The sequence below is a fragment of the Arthrobacter sp. BGA-UO-ETr-C19 genome (assembly GCF_059568005.1).
In genome coordinates this window covers 39839-57091 of sequence record NZ_JCAQPC010000018.1, presented here as the reverse complement: position 1 = coordinate 57091, position 17253 = coordinate 39839, and the positions used below count along the sequence as shown (strand labels likewise).

Sequence of the window (17253 nt, the reverse complement as noted above, 5' to 3'; positions counted from 1 at the left end):
GAAGTGCGGAGGGCATCCAGTACAACTCATGCCTGGGTCGCGTATCGCATATAGAGCTCGTTACTGCAGGGCAGTCCTTGGCGCATTCCGCGCGGAACAGGGTACTGCGGCTGAAAGGCCGCCATCGACTACTGCATGGACACCAGATTTGTACAGCGCCAGGGCTGCCCCCAGGGTCACCCTGAGAGCTCGCGCCCCGCCCGCTGCGGCACGGGCAACCACACTGCATTGCTTGCCGCCGTCTTGGATCTTGACCGAGATGGGCCGGAGATCGTCGCCGTTAAATTCAGCTATTCCCTCAGGATCTGGAACGTCACCAACGCGGTAGTCAATAAGTTCGCCCCCGAACGTCTTCAGGCGCAGAAGCGTATGGTGCGGGCCATAGGTGGCTCCGGCAACGACCGCTGATCCCACGAACTGGCCGGAATTGTGGGACGTTCCCCATGTCTCTGCCATGCTCTTCTCCTGTTTCGAGGTACCTGCAGATGAAGGTCTCGTGTCATTTCCGCTGGGTGCCATCAGGGCCTCCCAGTGTCCGAGAGCTCGGATGCGTTTCCGCGTCAACTGCGATTCATGATGCACCGGCGGCCGACTCTGATATTGACTTTATCCCACAGTGTGGGATATTGTCTACATGAGTTCTCATCCACTTCTGCTTCGTCGTCCCATCTGTAGCGGACCCACGCGTGATGAGCGACAGGGCATCAGAAATTCAACCAGTAAGGAAGTATTAGCGTGTCAAAGAAGATCGCGATTTTGCACACCAGCTTCGTGTTTGTCTCCGTCGAACCTGTGATCAATAACCTGATTGCTGAGCTGATTCCTGATGCTGAAGTCATGCACTTTGTTGACTCGGACGTCCTGGCCACTGTTCAGCGGGAGAACGGCATCTCGCGTAAGAGCGAGGAGCGGATGACCCACTTGGCGCAGGCTGCTGAGGCCGCCGGCGCTGACATCATCTTTTCCGCCTGTTCCTCGCTGGGACCTGCCCTGGATGTTGCTGCCCGCAATGTCCACACCCCGGTCATCAAGATTGATGAGGCGATGGCGCTTCGGGCGGCCAGCGACGGAACCCGCATTGGGGTCCTGGCCACTGTGCCCACGACGCTTGGTCCGACCTCGGATTTGATCCAGGCCAAGGCAGACGAGATGGGGCGCAGCATCACGATCGAGCAGCGGTTGTGCGAAGGAGCGTTCGCGGTCCTCATGGCAGGAGACCGGGACAAGCACGACTCCATGATCATCGAGCAGGCAACGGATCTTGCCGGAAACGTCGACCTGATCGTCCTGGCACAGGCCTCGATGAACCGCCTCGCGCCAGTCCTTCAGGAAAAGACCAATCTGACGGTGTTGTCCAGCCCTCGGATGGGCGTTGACTATCTGGCCCGGCGCGTGGCCGAGCTCCCTGCCTGACTCCCGTGTAATCAGTGGGGATCTATCAATCCCCTACGCCTGATGCCGGCGCAACCCGAACCTGTTGCGCCGGCATCAGCTTTTAACCACAGCTGTCCCGCCCTCAGCGGAGGTTCCAAGGTCCCCGTCGTTCTGTCGGTCACCGCACAGAGGTCGGCTCGGAAGACGCCGCGCAATCCCGACCGCGTGTGAGCACCTGTGAGCCTCCCCTTTAGTCCCTCAGAAACGGGGCTGCCCGGGACGGGCCGCGCGGCGCTGAAGTCCGAGCGGCCTCTCCCGGGCAGTTGAATTAGCGGGTGAGGGTGGCAAAGGCTCCGCTGGCGAAATCTTTGGCCGAAGTATTCCAGTGGCCGAGCAGGCCCTGCATATTCTCACCGTCTCTCCGGTGGCCCGGGAGTTCTTCCTGGAGGGTCGCCAGGATTCCGGTGCGGAGCTCGGTGTTGAAGTTGACTTTGCCGACGTTCATCGCCGGCGCTTTGGCGAGTTCTTCTGGCGGGATACCTGAAGCCCCGTGCAGCACCAGTGGGACGTTGGTCTGTCCTGCGATGTCCTGTAGAACGTCCCAGCGCAGCTGCGGCTCGCCTTGGTACTTGCCGTGGACGTTGCCCACTGCCACGGCAAGCAGTTCGGCGCCGGTACGGGCGATAAATCCTTCTACCTGGGTTGCGTCGGTCAGGCCGGCCACCGGCACCCCGGACTGATCCGCGCCAAAGGCTCGGTCCTCGTCGCCCGCAAGACCCCCCAGTTCAGCTTCAAGCACGACGTCACTCCCCAGAAGAGCGCGGGCCGCCAGGACCAGCTGGGCATTGTCCTCAAACGGCAAAGATGAACCGTCGGCAAGTACCGAGTCTGCCCCTGCAGCAACAGACTCTGCCATGACCCCAAGATTCGTAGCATGATCCAGCTGCACGGCTACCGGGACACGCGCTGCATCGGCGAGTCCGCGCAGTGCGGCGATCAGGCGCAGTCCATTGGGCGTGGCCGCGGTCTTCGGCGCAACCATGAGAATCACGCCCTGGTTTGCATCCTCGGCCGCCGTTACCACCGCCAGCGCGGTAGTGAAGTCATAACAGGTGAAGGCCGGAACAGCCGAGCCGCGCTGCAGTGCGGCGGTGACAAGGTCATCGAGCCGGGTACGCATTAAAGGCCCCTCCTTCAAGGATCCTCATGGGCGTTGCCGCCGGGACAGGTGTCTTGTGGTTGCTGCTCATGCTCTCCTTCACTTGCCGGATTCAAAGGTGTTGCTGAGTTTGCGGGTGACCTGGGCCAGGGAGTCGTCTTCGCCGACGTTGCCGGCGAAGACGATGTACGGGATCCCCTTGGCCGGGCCGTCCACGGGTTCCCACAGGCTGACGACGCCCGGCAGCATGGGTCCGCGGACAATCGCGTGCCGGATCTCCAGGCCATGGGCTGCCACGTCCGAGGACGTGATACCGCCCTTGGCGATGACGAACCGCGGCGGGAAGGTCTTCAGTGTCCGGTTGACCACGGCGACGACGGCGGCGGACACGGTGCGGGCGATCCGCAGGCTCTCGGCGGGGTCGTCCGTCTTGATCAGCAGGCGGCTAGTGTGGACGATGACATCGCCGGCGCGGAGGGCCTCAACGACGGCGTCCACGGTCCGGTCCAGGTGTGCTGCTGCTTCTGCTTCGCTGGCGAGGAGCTTTTCGACATCGATCTCGATGATGCTCGCGGAGCTGTGTTCGGCGGTGAGGACGTTCAACTGGCGGGTGGTGAGCCCGACGTGAGAGCCGACCACGATCAGGCCGCCGGCCGTGGAGGGGGTGTTGCCTTCGTAGGCCTCCCCGGACGTCAGGGCGGTGCGGACGTCCTGGCCAATCCGGCCGCGGACGAACGGCGGGCCGACGCGGTAGAGCAGCTTCTTGCCGCGCCGTTCGGCTTCTTCCAGGCCCAGGGCCAGGGCACGGAGGTCGTTTTCGGTGACGATGTCCGCCACGATCGGCGTGGAGTTGGTGGCGCCTTCAATGGCATCGGCGATGGCCTTCGCCGAGATGGCAGGGTCCTGGGCGGACGCGCCGGCGCGGATGATGTTCAGGTCCAGGACGATCACGGAGTCCGCGGCGAACCGGCCCTGCGACTTCTCCTCCACGTATTTGGCCAGCTCCGAGTTGGCGAATCCGAAGGTGGCATCCCTGGCGAACTCGGTCTCGGCGACGGGGATGAGCTTGCCGGCGTCGTCCCCGGTACCGCGCATGTAGTGGACTCCGCCGATGGTGAGGCGGCCGGCGTCGGGAAACGCGGGAACGATAACGACGCCGTCAGTGGCCTCACCGGTTTCGGCGGTCACGGTAGCGGCAATGACATCCGGTTCCAGCGGGTAGTGGCCGCGGAGGGTGGAGTCGCTGCGGCTCACGAAGCCAACCCTGACGCTGCCTGCCGCGGCGAGGGCATTGCGAACCACTTCCTCGTTACGGGCAGCCGCCTCTTCGGGGTCAAGGCTGCGCGTGTTGGTGAGGACGTACACGGCCGGCTTGGACTGGCTGAAGGCCCAGGTGAAGTCCTCAACCTCCCAGCGGGTGAGCACGGGCAAATCCGCCACGGACTGCGTGCCCGTGGGGTCATCATCGAGCACCACCAGGATGCGCGGGGTCGCCTCCGAGGAAGCAGCTACGGCCGTGGCTACTGATTGTGCTGGAATCTGAAGTTCCGCCGGGAAGGGGTCTAGAACATCGGCTTCAAGTGTCACTATGCACTCCATTGTGTGGGGTTTATTGATGCAAATCGTCAGGATGGGCCGCATCCCTGTGCCCGGCTTCCGGCAAAGCTTTCAGAGCCAGGGGCGCCTGGGGTCGAATGACCTACCGACATCCTTTATGCACGTCAGCGGGCAACACGGGGTTTCCGTGTTGCCCGCTGACGTATCTGTTTTTTAGAAGGTGTGGAGGACGAACCGGAGGAATTCCGTGGGTTCGATGGCCTCGATGGGGGCGGGGCCTTCGTTGGCAAGGAACTCGTAGCCGGTTTCGGGGCCGTACTTTTCACCGCCTGCGGTGACCTGGCCCTTGGTCTGGAACAGGATTTCGATGGACGGGAACTGGCCGGCCTGGTACACAGCGCCGGCATCGAGCCGGAGGAATCCGATGCGGAAGTTGCGCTCGGTGAAGGTGCCCAGCCATTTCTCGGACACGCCTTCGTCGGCTGAGGTCAGCCAGTCGTAGGCGTCGGGGTTCATGGCGATGACGTCTTCGTAGCGCGGGGTGGCGAACTCGAGCTTGCCGCCCGTGGCGTGTTCGAAGATCGCCTGCGATCCGTCCACGGTCTGCTCGTCGCCGTTGGCGTCCGTGTAGTGGTACAGGCCCTTCTTGAATTCGCCGGTCTTTTCCAGTTCGGCATTGGTCGCTTCGCGCTGGGCGACCGACAGGTAGCCCTGGCCGCTGGCGCCGCCGGCCTGGAGTACCAGGGTGCGGAGGCCTTCGGCGCGTTCCTGCGGTCCGTAGTGGACGCTTTCGGGGAAGTACCCTACCCAGCCTTCCTCCAGGTAATCTTCCTCGGAGTAGGGCAGCCGGCCCTGGATGACGTAGCGGACCTGGTCGAAGTTGTGCCGGTGACGTGGGGTCCGCCAACCACCGCCGCCGGTGTGGCCCATGTTCAGGTCGTAGTTGTTCGGGGAGCCATCCTCACCGAACAGCAGGTGCTTCTGGTCCAGCTTCCCCTCGCGCATGGATCCGACTGCTTCGATGTCGGTCTCCGCTGCTTTGCTTACGCGCATCTCCTGCTCCTTCACAAAAGTCGATTCATCCCCACCAAGAACCGGTAGGGGGTGGCGGTTCTCCGCTGCATTACGTGCCAGCCAACCGCTCTAAATTCACCATATCCCACATAACGGGATATCGTCAACGACTTTTTAATAGAACAAATGCCAGCTCAGAGTTTCGAGTAGCCAACCGGTTCCTACAGACCGCAAGGAACACAAGAGGGCGGTGTTGCAGGTATCGCCGGGCAGCTGCGGTCGGGGCGTGGCGCCGCCAGGGCAAAGGCATCCCGAACTGTCATGAGCCGGGCATCATGTGCTGCAATCCGTGATGCGGGGAGGCCGCGTATCTGTCGGCCGACCGTGCCTGCCGTTTCCACTGGGGGAGCCCGGTGGACGCTGAAAGGCTTGCGCTGGGCGGAGACTCCCCGGCCAGTAGGCCGGAAATGTGGACAGGGCCAAAGGTTTTGGCAGGCCGATGCGTGCCTTTCGGCCCGCTCGTCAGCGGTTTGGATCTATGAGTCGTTCTGGTTCTGCGTGAGTCGCCGGGAGACAGTGGCCGCAGCTTCCTTAACGGCCTTTATCGCCTGCTCGACGTTGATGTCACGGACGTGTTCATCCCACGCGACGCCCACGCTGCCCACCGACGTCTTTTGGTCGGTGAGGATAGGCGCGGCGACGCCGTAGACTCCGGGGTTGAACTCCCCGCGCGTGAGCAGGTAGCCGTTTTTTTTGATTTCACCCAGGGCTTTGCGGAACTCACTCCAGGAAGCGCCCAGCCCGGCCTTCTCAATTTCGTCACTGTAGCGGGGGTAGATCGCCTTCAGCCGGTGGTGGGGGAGATAGGCGAGGATGACTTTTGACCCGGCCCCTTGGAACATCGGCCGGCGTTGCCCGCGGCTGAACCGATTTGCCGGACTTGATGGTGCGCGGACTTCCCCTACGCACAGCACCGAGTCACGGAACGCGGTCAACAGCAGAGCGGAGTGTCCGACGTTCTCTACAAGTTCTTCCAGGACGCCCTGGCTGGCGAGGAGCAAGGGGTCCGTTTGCCTGATCTGCAGGTCCATCTCGATGATCCTCGGACCAAGGCTGTAGTAGCCGTTGCGGACAGTGGTGAGCAGACCCGCGTCATGCAGGGTTTTGATGTAGCGGTAGCCCGTGGAACGCGAGGTCTCCAGGGCATCAATGAGGTCCGCCGTCGACCAGACAGGCTCTTGTGCAGTAAAGAGGTCCAGGATGGTCAGCATCCTGGCCAGACTTCCAGCGCTGTCCGGAGTGCCACTCAGTTCCGCGACATTCTCCGGCAAACCGCGTCCGCTCATGACGTGAGGCCCCATCCTTCTCTACAAGCCGTATACCAAGACCCTCGAAGGCAGCCTCACGAACGGCGGTATTACTGCCAGTATAGGCGCGGCAAGGTGGCGGGCACGGGATTGAGGTCCAGTGCCCGCCACAGTCCTGTAGATCTTGTGGATGGTGCTACCGATTAGATGCCTACGGTCTGGCCGCCATCGATGACCATTGCGTGACCGGTTGCAAAGCTGCCGAGGTCTGAGGAAAGCCACAGCACGGCGGAGGCGATTTCCTCAGGTTTGCCCATCCGGCCGACGGGTTCCTGGCCAATCACGCGTTCCCGGCCCTCGGGGGTGCCGCCGGAGAACCTGTCCATCATTGGTGTCTCGATGATGCCCGGGCAGATGGCGTTGACCCTGATGCCCTGGGCTGCGTAGTCCAATGCCGCCGACTTCGTCAGGCCGATCAGTCCGTGTTTTGCTGCGACGTAGGCGGCCTGCCCGCGGATTCCGACAACTCCGGCACCCGAGGACGTGTTGACGATGGAGCCGCCGCCACTCTTGAGCATTGCAGGGATCTGGTACTTCATGCAGAGGAATGCGCTGCGCAGGTTGATGTCGAGCAGCCGGGACCACTCATCCTCGGAGATATCGACGAGTGCTGCGGGCGGCTGCTCGACACCGGCGTTGTTGAAGGCGATATCAAGGCGGCCAAACTCTTGGACGGTCTGTTCGATGACCGCTTGAATCTCCTGTGAGGACGTTACGTCGCATTTGACGGCGAGCACCTGCCCGCCATGCTCGGCGACGAGGCGAGCGGTTTCTTCGTTGCCGGCAGCGTCAATATCGGCCAACACTACCGTTGCTCCTTCAGCCGCAAATGCTATCGCCGTTGCCCGGCCGATGCCGCTGCCGGAGCCGGTCACGAAGGCTACCTTTCCGGCGAACCTGGACTCAGTCATTGCTGGTCTCACTTTCTGTTAATCAGGTGGTGGAATCAGGTGCGTGCCGGCCGGATCGGCCCGGCCGGCACGCAATCAGGAAGAGGAGAGCGCCTCCTCGGTCACGGGCGGGCGGTCGCCGAACCCGTGTAACGGTCACGTAGTTCAACCTCAAGCTCTTCCAAGGTTCGCCCCTTGGTTTCCGGGATGTAGCGGAACGCGAACAGCGCTGCCAGCACGTTGAGGACAAGGAATCCGGAGAAAACGGCCACCGAACCGAACTGCTCGGCGAGGATCGGAAAGAGGAATGAGATGAGGGAGTTGGCAACCCAGAGCCCGCCCAGGGAAGCGCCCATGGCGAAACCGCGGATTGGCAGCGGGAACAGCTCGGAGAGAACCAGGAAGCCTGTTGTACCCAGGAAGGTCACCATGAAGGCGGTAACCAGCAGCATGAACAACAGAATCAGGTACGAACGCAGGGTGGACTCCGGCAGCATGTAGGTAGCGAGGAGCCCCAGGTGGGAGGCGGCGACGCCCCCGAAACCGAGCAGCATCATCTTGCGGCGCCCCATCAGACCGAGAATCCACATGCCCACTATCGTGAAGACGATCATCGCGATTCCAACGGTGACGGAGGCCAGCAGCGACGCGGACCGGGTGAGGCCGGAACTCTCAAGCACGGTCGGCGCATAATACATCACCACGTTGATGCCGGTAGTCTGCTGGGCGATCGCCAGGATGATACCGACCACGATCAAAAGCTTCATCCACGGTTCATTGCGAAGGGTTGCCAGGACCGAGACCTTGCCCTTGATGTGGTCAGTTTCGACGATGGCCGCGATCTGCCGGTACTCGTCCTCAACCCGGTCTGCGACATGCGCCCGCTGCAAAGTGCGCCTGGCCTCCGCCCACATCTGCTTGCTGGCATACCAGCGAGGGGTATCGGGCAGGGTGAGCATGCCGATGAGAAGCCCCGCGGCCGGAACGAGGGCGATGCCAAGCATGTAGCGCCACACCACGGTGTCGTTGATCAGGTTGGCAAGGACCGCGTTGATCACGAATGCCAGGAACAGGCCGATGACCAGCATCAGTTGGTTCACGGTGACGATGCGGCCTCGCTGCGAGGCCGGAGCCATCTCGGCAAGGTACAGCGGAACGACGACGGAGGCGACGCCGACGGCATAACCGAGCGCGATGCGCCCCGCGACCAGAATCCCCACACTGGGAGCCAAAGCGCATGTGACCGTACTGAGGACGAAGATAACACCTGCAATGACCAGCGACTTCTTCCGTCCCACGCGGTCAGCGATGGGACCGCCCAGAAGCGCGCCTGCCGTCGCGCCGGGGAACAACAGCGAAGTGACAACCAGCCCCTCGGCGACGGCAGTCAACTGGAAGTCCTCCCGGAGATACACCAGGGCCCCGGCGATCACGCCAGTATCGAAACCGAACAGCAGACCGCCCAGGCTGGCGATCAGGGTCAGCCGGAACATGAATGTTCTCGGGTCTTCGCGGCCACCCGTAGTGGTCAACGCTCCTGTCGAGTGGAATTTTTCGGACACGAGGTCTCCTTATTGGTGAGCAAGGCTCAGGGAGCAAATCCCCAGGGCCGATCGGCGTCGATCGGCCATGCGCCATACTGCCTTGGCTTGATTCCGGTTCCATGCGACGGCAGGAACCCGGCATTGCATACGCACTGACCTTCGATCCGGGTGGATCGTATGGTCGAGATCAGTGGCTTTAGCTTTCGCGCGGACTCTTTTCGGCCTGCGGCTAGGCTGTGATACTCCACACACTTCTTTGGTGTCGGATTTGAGAATATCCTGTATTGTGAGAATTAGTCAACAGCCAAAGAGGTCTGCCACTTGACCTGCCGCCTGATGAGGGGGCACATCAAGTGACGACACCGATAGAGACGGAAGGTCTGACAACAATGCGTGCAAACACCGAGACGGCAAAGATGCTGACCGAGTACTACGCGGCCATGGAAGCAAACAACCCACGGGAGTTCGGGTCCTACTACGCGGAGAACATGACGCTGACGTTCGGGAACAGCCCGGAAATCAAGGGCCGGGAAAACATCATCGCGGCCTTTAGCGACAAGCTCAATGAGATCGAATCGCTGGGGCATGACCTCGTGAACGTGTGGGAGGAAGAGGACGGAGTCGTCTTCTTCGAATCCGTCGGCCGTTGGACACTTTTCAGCGGGGCCGTGATCGAGATCAAGGCCGCTTCGAAGATCACCGTAAAAGACGGGAAGTTCGTCGATCAGCGCATTTATGTGGACAACGCGCCTGTGTTTGAAGCCCTGGAGCAAGAAAAAGGGCTAGTGGGACGTCCTTGATTTCCAGCCTCTAATGGGGGCCAGAATCACCGTCCGAACGAATGACCTCAACAATGGAAAGGACCACAATCATGGTGGGAGAACATCGCGAATTCCAGTCACGCCTGATCGTTACCGGCCTGAATGCCGACGGCACGTCGACGTTCGTAAGTGACGGTCCAACGAGCGACCGGCTCGTCGCCGATGGCTACACGCGCAACCACCTGTGGCAGGCGACGGAAGTGCCGACGCCTGTGATGGCGCCCAACGGACCCGGTGATGCCTCGATCATCCCGCCGCCGCCGGCAGGCTACAACTACGTGATCACGGCCTTCGCCCCGGACAGCGAATGGGATTACGAGGGCGGCTACGCCAGGATCCTGGCCGAGTCCGGCGCTGGCGACGCAGTGAATCCCAACGATGCTCCCGGAATGCACACGACGGACACGATCGATATCGTCACCGTGATTTCCGGGGAAGCGTGCGTTCTTCTCGACACTGGCGAGACAACCATGCGTCAGGGCGACACAATCGTGCAGCGCGGCACCAAACATGCCTGGCGGAACAGGACGGACAAGCCATGCGTAGTCTCCGCCGTTCACGTCAGCGTGATTCGCTGACCGCCATCGATCATGCACTCCAACAGCACTGACCTGTCCACGCCTGCCCGTCGGGTCATCGTCGGGATCAACGCCTCAAAGGCGTCCGCAGTCGTCGCTGACGAGCGAAACCTCCCCTCCACCCGGCTCCCCAATGGAAACGTTTTGCAGGAGCTATGGCAACAGCGGAGTATCCCCGCTGCTCCGGATGATCATCCAGAGCCCGGCTGGACGCTCGGGCCTGATGCGCCGGCCGAGGGTGCCGTCGTCCGAATACTCACTGTGCCAGGTGCTTCGGGTGACACCTTGGCGGCGCCCGACCTGCACACGGACCATTCCCTGCATGTGATCACGATGCTCGACGGGGAGTTGGCCGTTGTCCTGGAAGACGGCGAGGTGACGCTCGCCAAGGGGGACTCGATCGTGCTGCGGGGCAGTATGCACGACCTCCGAAACGTACAGCCGCGGCCGGCCTCGTTCGTGTACACCTCCTTTCCTCTCGCTATAAGCGGATCCAAGCCCCTCTGAAGGTCCTGCCGTCCCAGCAGACAGCTCCTTTCCAACCTGCAGCGGGCAAAATCTTAACGTAGTTGGGCGCCGTCCAGATGGACGGCGCCCAACTACGGTTTGTTCCGTGACAAAACCTGTCCAGCTCTCCGGGCGGTCCACGGAGAGGACGGCTGCTGCACGTATGGATACGTACCTGTACACAAAGAGATTGGCCTAAGCCTGAACTGCAGCCTGCTCGCCGGCCCCACCTTTGGATTCAGGGTTCTCGATTTCGCTCCCGGGTAATCAGCACAACGCGTGCAGTGGCGATGTCCAAGAACGATTGCCTGCACCTGCCGCTCAGCCAGGGCGGAGCCCCGGTCACAGAGTGATCCTCCAGCTTGCGCAACTGCGCGGTGATACTTATCGATGCCCAGGAGGATGGACCGCAGCGGAAGCCGCTCAACGCCGTCGTCCGCTGAGGATCGATATGTCCCTGGGGCGCGGCCCCAGCGGACGCCATCAAGGTGGACTGGCGGGCTGCTGTCGGTGACGAACCGGAACTCTCTCGGCTCCTGGCGCTGGGACGCTCGGTGAGCGGCATCGCTGAACACTGTCCCGTGCTCCTCCACCAGGACAGAGCCGCCGCAAGGCCGCTGCTGTTTCTTCCGGGCAAGCAGTGCCTCATGGAAGGCGTGATCCAGAACCGCAGTGAAGCTCGGCCACAACGTCCTTCCCCTCCGGCATGGAATGAAGCAGGCGGTTCAGCCTTCGCAGCGCAAAGAAGCTACACGTGCCGGAAATCGTTGCGCGCGAGGGGCCTGATTCGGTGACGGGTTTGTGGGCCTACATCGTCGGGAATTTTCGTGCGGTTTCCTCCCGGTTGTAGCGACCACCCGGCGTTGCGTCCGTGAGTGAAGACAGGGGACGCCGGGCAGTCTGCGCGATGTTTTTTGGTTGGGGCCAGGCCGCCGTGATATGTAGCAGCACAGCATTTCAGGGTTCAGGACGGGCACGGTGACACCTTTGTGCCCCGGCTCAATTCAGGGGCGGAGTATCTAGTGGAACCACACCGGTCCCGTACAACTCGGCAGCGAGATCGCGAAGCGCACGAAGTGCGACGCGCTGTGGGAAGGGTCCGTATGAAATACGTGCTACCCCGAGTTCTTCCAATTCGGCCGCGGGAAGCGCTCCAGGTGCGCCGATTACTGACAGCTTTCCTCTCCCGAGTCCGTCGACGAGAGGCTCGATGACCTGGCGGGTGAGTGCTCTGGGGACGAACACCAGGGCGGCACCGGCGTCGAGATAGGCACGACCCCGAATGATCGCGTCATCGATGCTGACCCTAATGGGGCGGTCCCCGCCCCGCACGATCGCGTCTGTCCGTGCGTTGAGCTGAAACGTGATGCCCTCGTCGTGGGCGGCTTTGATAATGGCGTGCACGCGGGCAACAGCTTCATCGAAGGGTCGAAGCCGGTCTTCAACATTCGCGCCTACGACGCCTAGTCCCATCGCCCGGCGGACCGTCTCAGCCGGGTTGTCGTAACCATCATCAAGATCGGCAGTGACCGGAACATCAACTGCGTCCACGACTGTTTTGATCCCTGCCAACGCTATCTCCAGAGGCATCATGCCGTCGGCGAAACCGTACGTGGCGGCGATCGAGTGGCCGGCGGTAGCGATCACTTTCGTCTCCGGCAGTGCCGCGACGGTTGCGGCACTTATAGCATCCCAGACGTTTACAACCCGCAGAATCTCCGGTGCCTCGTACAAGGCCTTCAACTGCTGGGCACGGTCGGACGTGCTTGGTCCGGTCATTCTCCCTCTCCGTTCTCTATCGCAGATTTTGCAGGGGCTGAGGAGGACGCCGTTAACTTCCGCGGCCTGGGTCTGGAGCATGTCATGCAAAAGGCGGAGGGTCACAGCTGCATGTAGACGCTCTTCGTGTAAAGGTAGGTGTCCATGTGCGCGGCTGTGCCTTTGTAGCCGTAGCCGCTCAGTTTGGTTCCGCTAAAGCCGACGAGCGGGTCGATGTAGCCGTAGCAGTTGACCCACATGGTGCCGGTGTGTACACCGTGTACTGCCCGGAGGGCGGTGGACAGGTTTTGTGACCAGACAGCTCCGCCCAGGCCGTACTCGCTGTCGTTGGCGATGGCGACAGCTTCGTCGATGTCATCGAACGGAAGGATGGAAAGAACCGGTCCGAAGATCTCTTCACGGGCGATCCGCATGTCGTTGTTCACGCCGCCAAAGACGCTCGGCTGCACGAAGTACCCGTTTCCGAGTTCACCGCCGAGACGCTGGCCACCGTAGAGCAACTCGGCGCCCTCGTTGCGGCCGATATCGATGTAGTTCAGGACATTGTCCAACTGCGGCTGGGAGATCACCGGGCCCAAAGTGGCGGCGTCGTCCAGGCTGTGCCCGACCTTCAGGGTGTCCATAAATGCCAGCAGCCGTTCCGTGAACTGCTCGACGATGGGCCGCTGAACCAGCACGCGTGTACCGGCGAAGCAGATCTGGCCTGAATTCGAGAAGACACCCATGGCCGCTCCCGGCACCGCTGTATCAAGGTCCGCATCCGCGCACACGATATCCGCCGATTTGCCGCCCAGTTCCAGCTGCAGCTTTTTGATGTTCACGGTGGAGGCCTCGATGATCCGCCGCCCGGTCTCAGTGGAACCGGTGAACGCGACGCGGTCGACATCCGGGTGCGCCGCGAGAGCATTTCCGGCTGAGCTGCCGGATCCGGTGACGACATTGATGACGCCGGCCGGGACCCCGGCTTCGTGCAGGATCTCGGCAACGCGCAGCACCGACAGGGAAGCTTCCGACGCCGGCTTGAGCACGGCGGTGCACCCGCTGGCCAGAACAGCGCCGATAATCCAGAACTGTCCGTTGAGTGGTCCATTCCAGGGGATGATGCCGCCAATGACTCCGACCGGTGCCTTCAGCGTCATCGTGGCCACGTTGCCGGGGATCCCGTTCATCAGCGTCTCACCGGAAATGCTCATCGCCTGGGAGGCGAAGAACGACAGCATCTTCATCAAGGAGGCCTTGGAATTGCGCAACCTCGAGACCGGGGCGCCCATGTCCAGGGCCTCGATCTGAATCAGTTCCTCGAACCTCTGGTCGAGGACCTGCGCGACACGGGTCAGGAGCGCCTGTCGCTCGTAGGGGCTCCAGGAGCTCCAGGGGCCATTGAACGCCTTGCGTGCGGCGAGAACCGCCCGGTCCACATCGGAGGGTCCGCCGGCAGCAAACCGTGCCAGGACCTCGCCCGTGGACGGGCTGGTGGTGGTTAGGGTCTGTCCGGACTCGGCCGGAACCATCTGGCCGTCGATGAAGAGATGGTGCACGTCGCGGGACAGGAAGCTCTGTGCCTGCTCGGACGGGGCGAAGCTGTGCTGGGTTGTGGTCATGACATTCCTTCCAGGGGTGACCTTTGACATTCCGTCAATCGAAGATGAAGACGCCTTTTCCGATCTTGCGCTGATCGAACAGCTCATAGGCCTTTTCGGCCTCAGCAAGACGGAACTCATCGGTGAACAGGGACTCCACGTCCAGGCCCCGTTCGGCGACGAACTGGGCGCAGTCTTCCTGCTGGTTCTTGCTGAACGTGAGCGACCCGAGGACGGTCTTGTGCAGATGGATGAGCTCTTCGCTGTCCAGGTCAATCTTGCCGAAGACTCCGACCATGCACGCGGTCCCCCACGGCCGGGCTGCCTGGATCGCCTGGCGGCGCACGGCAGGGATGGCGCTGCATTCGATGGTCTTGTCCGCCCCTTCGCCACGCCGGGTCAGCTCGCGGATGGCTTCAACAGGGTCCTGTTCGCGGGAGTCCACGACGTGGTCGGCGCCGAACTGCTTCGCCATGTCTAGCCGTGAAGGCTCCACGTCCACTGCAATGACCCTGGCTCCGAAGGCTTTGGCCAGCAGGGTGACGCTCAGTCCGACAGGTCCTTGGCCGAAGACTGCGACGGTCTCGTCGGCGGACAGGTCAACCCTTTTGATCGCGGCGAAGGCCGTTCCGGTGCCGCATGAGATGGCTGCACCGGTCTTAAAGGAGAGTGAGTCCGACAGTTTGATGAGGGTGTGTGCGGGGACCTTCATGAAATCGGCGTGCCCGCCGTCTCCGTTCAGTCCGCCGTAGACGATGCGTGCGTTGGGGCAGTACTGGGTCCAGCCGGAACGGCAGTACTGGCAAGCGCGGCATCCGTCGTAGTGGTGGACCATGACCCGGTCGCCTACCTTTGCCTCGCTCGGCCCGACAGCATCGCCGACAAGCTCCACGACCCCGCATGGTTCGTGGCCCTCGATAACCAGCTCTGAGCCGGTACGGACAGGGCCGTGGAGATGGTGGAGGTCGCTTCCGCACATACCGGAGGCCTTGATGCGGATTACGACTTCGTCCGGCCCGGGCACGGGGTCCGGATAGTCGCGGATCTCGAGCCCACCCTCGCCTTGGAAAACAACGGCTTTCATGACTACTGCTCCTTGATGGTCAGGAGATGGATGGCATCGGTGACGCCTCGGGTACATTCTGCATCGGAGTTGCTGCACCGGGCCCTCCCTGACGGAGGGGAGCGGCGCTCATTCGATGGCTTGTGGTGAAGTCCTCAGCAGTGGTGCACACTGTGGAGGGTTCTGTCGGGTGATGGATCTGACGTCCTCGGACCGGTAAGTCAGGTCCGAGGACGTCAGGCTTGGTTGTACATATTCAGCCGGTGGCCGGCTGTCTCGTACGTCAGCGGCGCCGCTGCGTTTGCGCCTTCGCCGTTGGGGTTATGCGTGGGCCTTGGGCTCGTCGGCATCTGCGTCGGCCGTGTCACCGGCTGGGGCGATGTGTGCCAGGGCCTCGGTGGAGGTGTCCACGCGGGCCGCAGCGAAGATCACTGTAGCGGCGATGTACAGGCCGGAGACGGTCAGGATGACTCCGACGATTCCAAAGCTGGTGAACAGCCCGAGGACGATGAAGGGGGAGGCGATCAGGCAGACACGGCCTACGGTCTGGGCAAGGCCACCGCCGCGGAAGCGGAAGGCGGTCGGGAAGAACTCCGGAACGGTGCCCAGGCACATGGTCAGGAACGACGCGGCCATGGCAACGAGGATGAAGCCGATGGTAATGATGAGTGCGGGTTCGGTCATGAACGGATAGATGCCGGCGAAGATCGCGGCGAGGGTGCCGGAACCGACGATGCTGCGGCGGCGGCCCAGCTTGTCGGCCAGCAGCATGCACAGGAGCGGACCGGCGACGTAGCCGGACATGATCGCGGCGTTGAATCCCAGGGAGGAGGTAACGTTCATTCCCTGCTTGACGAAGAAGGTGGGCATCCATCCGGTCACGGAGTAGGAGCCAAACAGGCAGATAACGGTCAGGCACAGGGCCAGTATGGTCCGCCCGATGACGCCGCGTGAGAAGAGCACCGTGACGGGCACGTAGTTGGCCTTGTCATGGGCAGCACCGGCCGCCTGGTCCACAACCGGAGCCGGGGTGACCTTCGGGCTGGCAACGCCCGACTCCTTTTCGATCTTCTGAAGAGCTGCTTCGGCCTCTTCGTAGCGGCCGCGGGACTCCAGCCAACGGGGAGACTCCGGCATATTACGGCGCAGCCACCAGGCGATCAGCGCGCCAACGCCGCCGATGATGAACATTGCCCGCCACGAAAACGCGGGAATGACCAGGAAGCCGATGAGCGAGGACAGCGAGACGCCGAATCCGCCGAAAACCCCGAGGAGTCCCAGGTACTTGCCGCGGTGGGAACGCGGGAAGAATTCGGTGATCATGCCGTAGCAGATGACGTATTCAGCACCCATGCCGATGGCCATCACGAGCCGCAGACCGATGAGCACTTCAATGTTGGGTGCAAAGGCCGCAGCCAGCGCCAGGATTCCGAACAGGCCAAGGCTGAACTGGAACGCGAAGCCTCGTCCGATCCGGTCGCTGAGCCAGCCGGAAAGTGCCGCTCCAGTTGCCAGGCCGGCGAATGTGGCTGACAGGAACAGCGAATTCAAAGCAAGCGTGGAGAACCCGCTGGGCAGCATGGAGGCCAGCACCGCTGAGGAGAGTGTGTTATCGAACGAGTCGAAGAACAACCCGAGGCCAACCAGCCACGCCATGCGCCGGTGGAATTTGCTGATCGGGAGGCTGTCGAGCCTGTGGGTCGCGTTGACGTGCATGGTGGTCATCGGACAGCACCTTTCGGACGTGCAGCCGGGGACTGTGCCTGGCAGGAATCTGTGGCGGAGCGCGGGGAGGTGAGGGGGAGCAGAGCACGCTCCGGGAGAACTCTTGCGGTACGAGCGTGGTCAGCTGGGCTGGGAGTACAGGCTTCGCATGAATTCGATCGACACTGTTCAGGCATGCGTCTTACTACCTTTGGTTTGGTGTTCGGTGCGCAACGGCGCGAACACGACGGTGTGTAGTGAACTGGTCCTCTCGGCCCTGCCGGACACTCTCAGGACGATAGATTGCCGCGGGCCG

General features: G+C 62.3%; 15 protein-coding genes. 5 read left to right on the top strand and 10 right to left on the bottom strand.

The window, feature by feature from the left end; all coding sequences use genetic code 11:
- Positions 1 to 135: 135 nt before the first annotated feature.
- Both AC57BR_RS10255 and AC57BR_RS10250 read left to right on the top strand, forming a co-directional pair.
- Entirely contained in the window at positions 136 to 408 is a 273-nt protein-coding gene (locus AC57BR_RS10255) for a hypothetical protein (protein WP_496360160.1), read from the top strand.
- 327 nt (positions 409 to 735) lie between these two features.
- The gene (locus AC57BR_RS10250; RefSeq protein WP_496360158.1) at positions 736 to 1413 is read left to right on the top strand and encodes an aspartate/glutamate racemase family protein; all 678 of its coding nucleotides are present in this window, start codon (positions 736 to 738) and stop codon (positions 1411 to 1413) included.
- Positions 1414 to 1702: 289 nt separating this feature from the next.
- Here AC57BR_RS10250 and AC57BR_RS10245 read toward each other — a convergent pair whose 3' ends face one another.
- From AC57BR_RS10245 to AC57BR_RS10220, 6 genes are all read right to left on the bottom strand, one after another.
- Positions 1703 to 2554, bottom strand: coding sequence for a class II fructose-bisphosphate aldolase (locus tag AC57BR_RS10245; RefSeq protein ID WP_496360156.1), 852 nt, complete (start codon positions 2552 to 2554; stop codon positions 1703 to 1705).
- Between the two features lie 78 nt (positions 2555 to 2632).
- Complete coding sequence (locus tag AC57BR_RS10240) at positions 2633 to 4120, bottom strand: four-carbon acid sugar kinase family protein (RefSeq protein ID WP_496360154.1); 1488 nt, start codon at positions 4118 to 4120, stop codon at positions 2633 to 2635.
- A 183-nt stretch (positions 4121 to 4303) separates the two neighbouring features.
- Positions 4304 to 5143 (bottom strand): hypothetical protein, encoded by an 840-nt coding sequence (locus tag AC57BR_RS10235; RefSeq protein WP_496360152.1) that lies wholly within the window; start codon positions 5141 to 5143, stop codon positions 4304 to 4306.
- Between the two features lie 497 nt (positions 5144 to 5640).
- Positions 5641 to 6450 carry an IclR family transcriptional regulator gene (locus tag AC57BR_RS10230; RefSeq protein WP_496360150.1) on the bottom strand — a complete coding sequence of 270 codons (810 nt, stop codon included), beginning with the start codon at positions 6448 to 6450 and terminating at the stop codon, positions 5641 to 5643.
- A 164-nt stretch (positions 6451 to 6614) separates the two neighbouring features.
- The gene (locus AC57BR_RS10225; protein ID WP_496360148.1) at positions 6615 to 7382 is read right to left on the bottom strand and encodes an SDR family oxidoreductase; all 768 of its coding nucleotides are present in this window, start codon (positions 7380 to 7382) and stop codon (positions 6615 to 6617) included.
- A gap of 101 nt (positions 7383 to 7483) precedes the next feature.
- Positions 7484 to 8923, bottom strand: a complete 1440-nt coding sequence (locus AC57BR_RS10220) for a sugar porter family MFS transporter (RefSeq protein WP_496360146.1) — start codon at positions 8921 to 8923, stop codon at positions 7484 to 7486.
- Between the two features lie 335 nt (positions 8924 to 9258).
- Here AC57BR_RS10220 and AC57BR_RS10215 point away from each other — a divergent pair, with 335 nt between their 5' ends.
- The 3 genes from AC57BR_RS10215 to AC57BR_RS10205 all read left to right on the top strand — a co-directional run bounded on the left by AC57BR_RS10215 (position 9259) and on the right by AC57BR_RS10205 (position 10811).
- A complete protein-coding gene (locus tag AC57BR_RS10215; protein WP_496360144.1) occupies positions 9259 to 9705 on the top strand; it encodes a nuclear transport factor 2 family protein in 447 nt (148 codons plus the stop codon).
- A 71-nt stretch (positions 9706 to 9776) separates the two neighbouring features.
- The gene (locus tag AC57BR_RS10210) at positions 9777 to 10304 is read left to right on the top strand and encodes a cupin domain-containing protein (RefSeq protein ID WP_496360142.1); all 528 of its coding nucleotides are present in this window, start codon (positions 9777 to 9779) and stop codon (positions 10302 to 10304) included.
- Positions 10305 to 10316: 12 nt separating this feature from the next.
- Positions 10317 to 10811 carry a cupin domain-containing protein gene (locus tag AC57BR_RS10205; RefSeq protein ID WP_496360140.1) on the top strand — a complete coding sequence of 165 codons (495 nt, stop codon included), beginning with the start codon at positions 10317 to 10319 and terminating at the stop codon, positions 10809 to 10811.
- Positions 10812 to 11810: 999 nt separating this feature from the next.
- Here the strand turns inward: AC57BR_RS10205 and AC57BR_RS10200 are convergent.
- From AC57BR_RS10200 to AC57BR_RS10185, 4 genes are all read right to left on the bottom strand, one after another.
- On the bottom strand, positions 11811 to 12590 hold the full coding sequence (locus tag AC57BR_RS10200) for an isocitrate lyase/PEP mutase family protein (RefSeq protein ID WP_496360138.1): 780 nt from the start codon (positions 12588 to 12590) through the stop codon (positions 11811 to 11813).
- 101 nt (positions 12591 to 12691) lie between these two features.
- Complete coding sequence (locus AC57BR_RS10195) at positions 12692 to 14191, bottom strand: aldehyde dehydrogenase family protein (protein ID WP_496360136.1); 1500 nt, start codon at positions 14189 to 14191, stop codon at positions 12692 to 12694.
- A gap of 34 nt (positions 14192 to 14225) precedes the next feature.
- Positions 14226 to 15254, bottom strand: coding sequence for a zinc-dependent alcohol dehydrogenase family protein (locus tag AC57BR_RS10190; protein ID WP_496360134.1), 1029 nt, complete (start codon positions 15252 to 15254; stop codon positions 14226 to 14228).
- A 300-nt stretch (positions 15255 to 15554) separates the two neighbouring features.
- Positions 15555 to 16958 carry an MFS transporter gene (locus AC57BR_RS10185; protein ID WP_496360132.1) on the bottom strand — a complete coding sequence of 468 codons (1404 nt, stop codon included), beginning with the start codon at positions 16956 to 16958 and terminating at the stop codon, positions 15555 to 15557.
- Between the last annotated feature and the right edge of the window lie 295 nt (positions 16959 to 17253).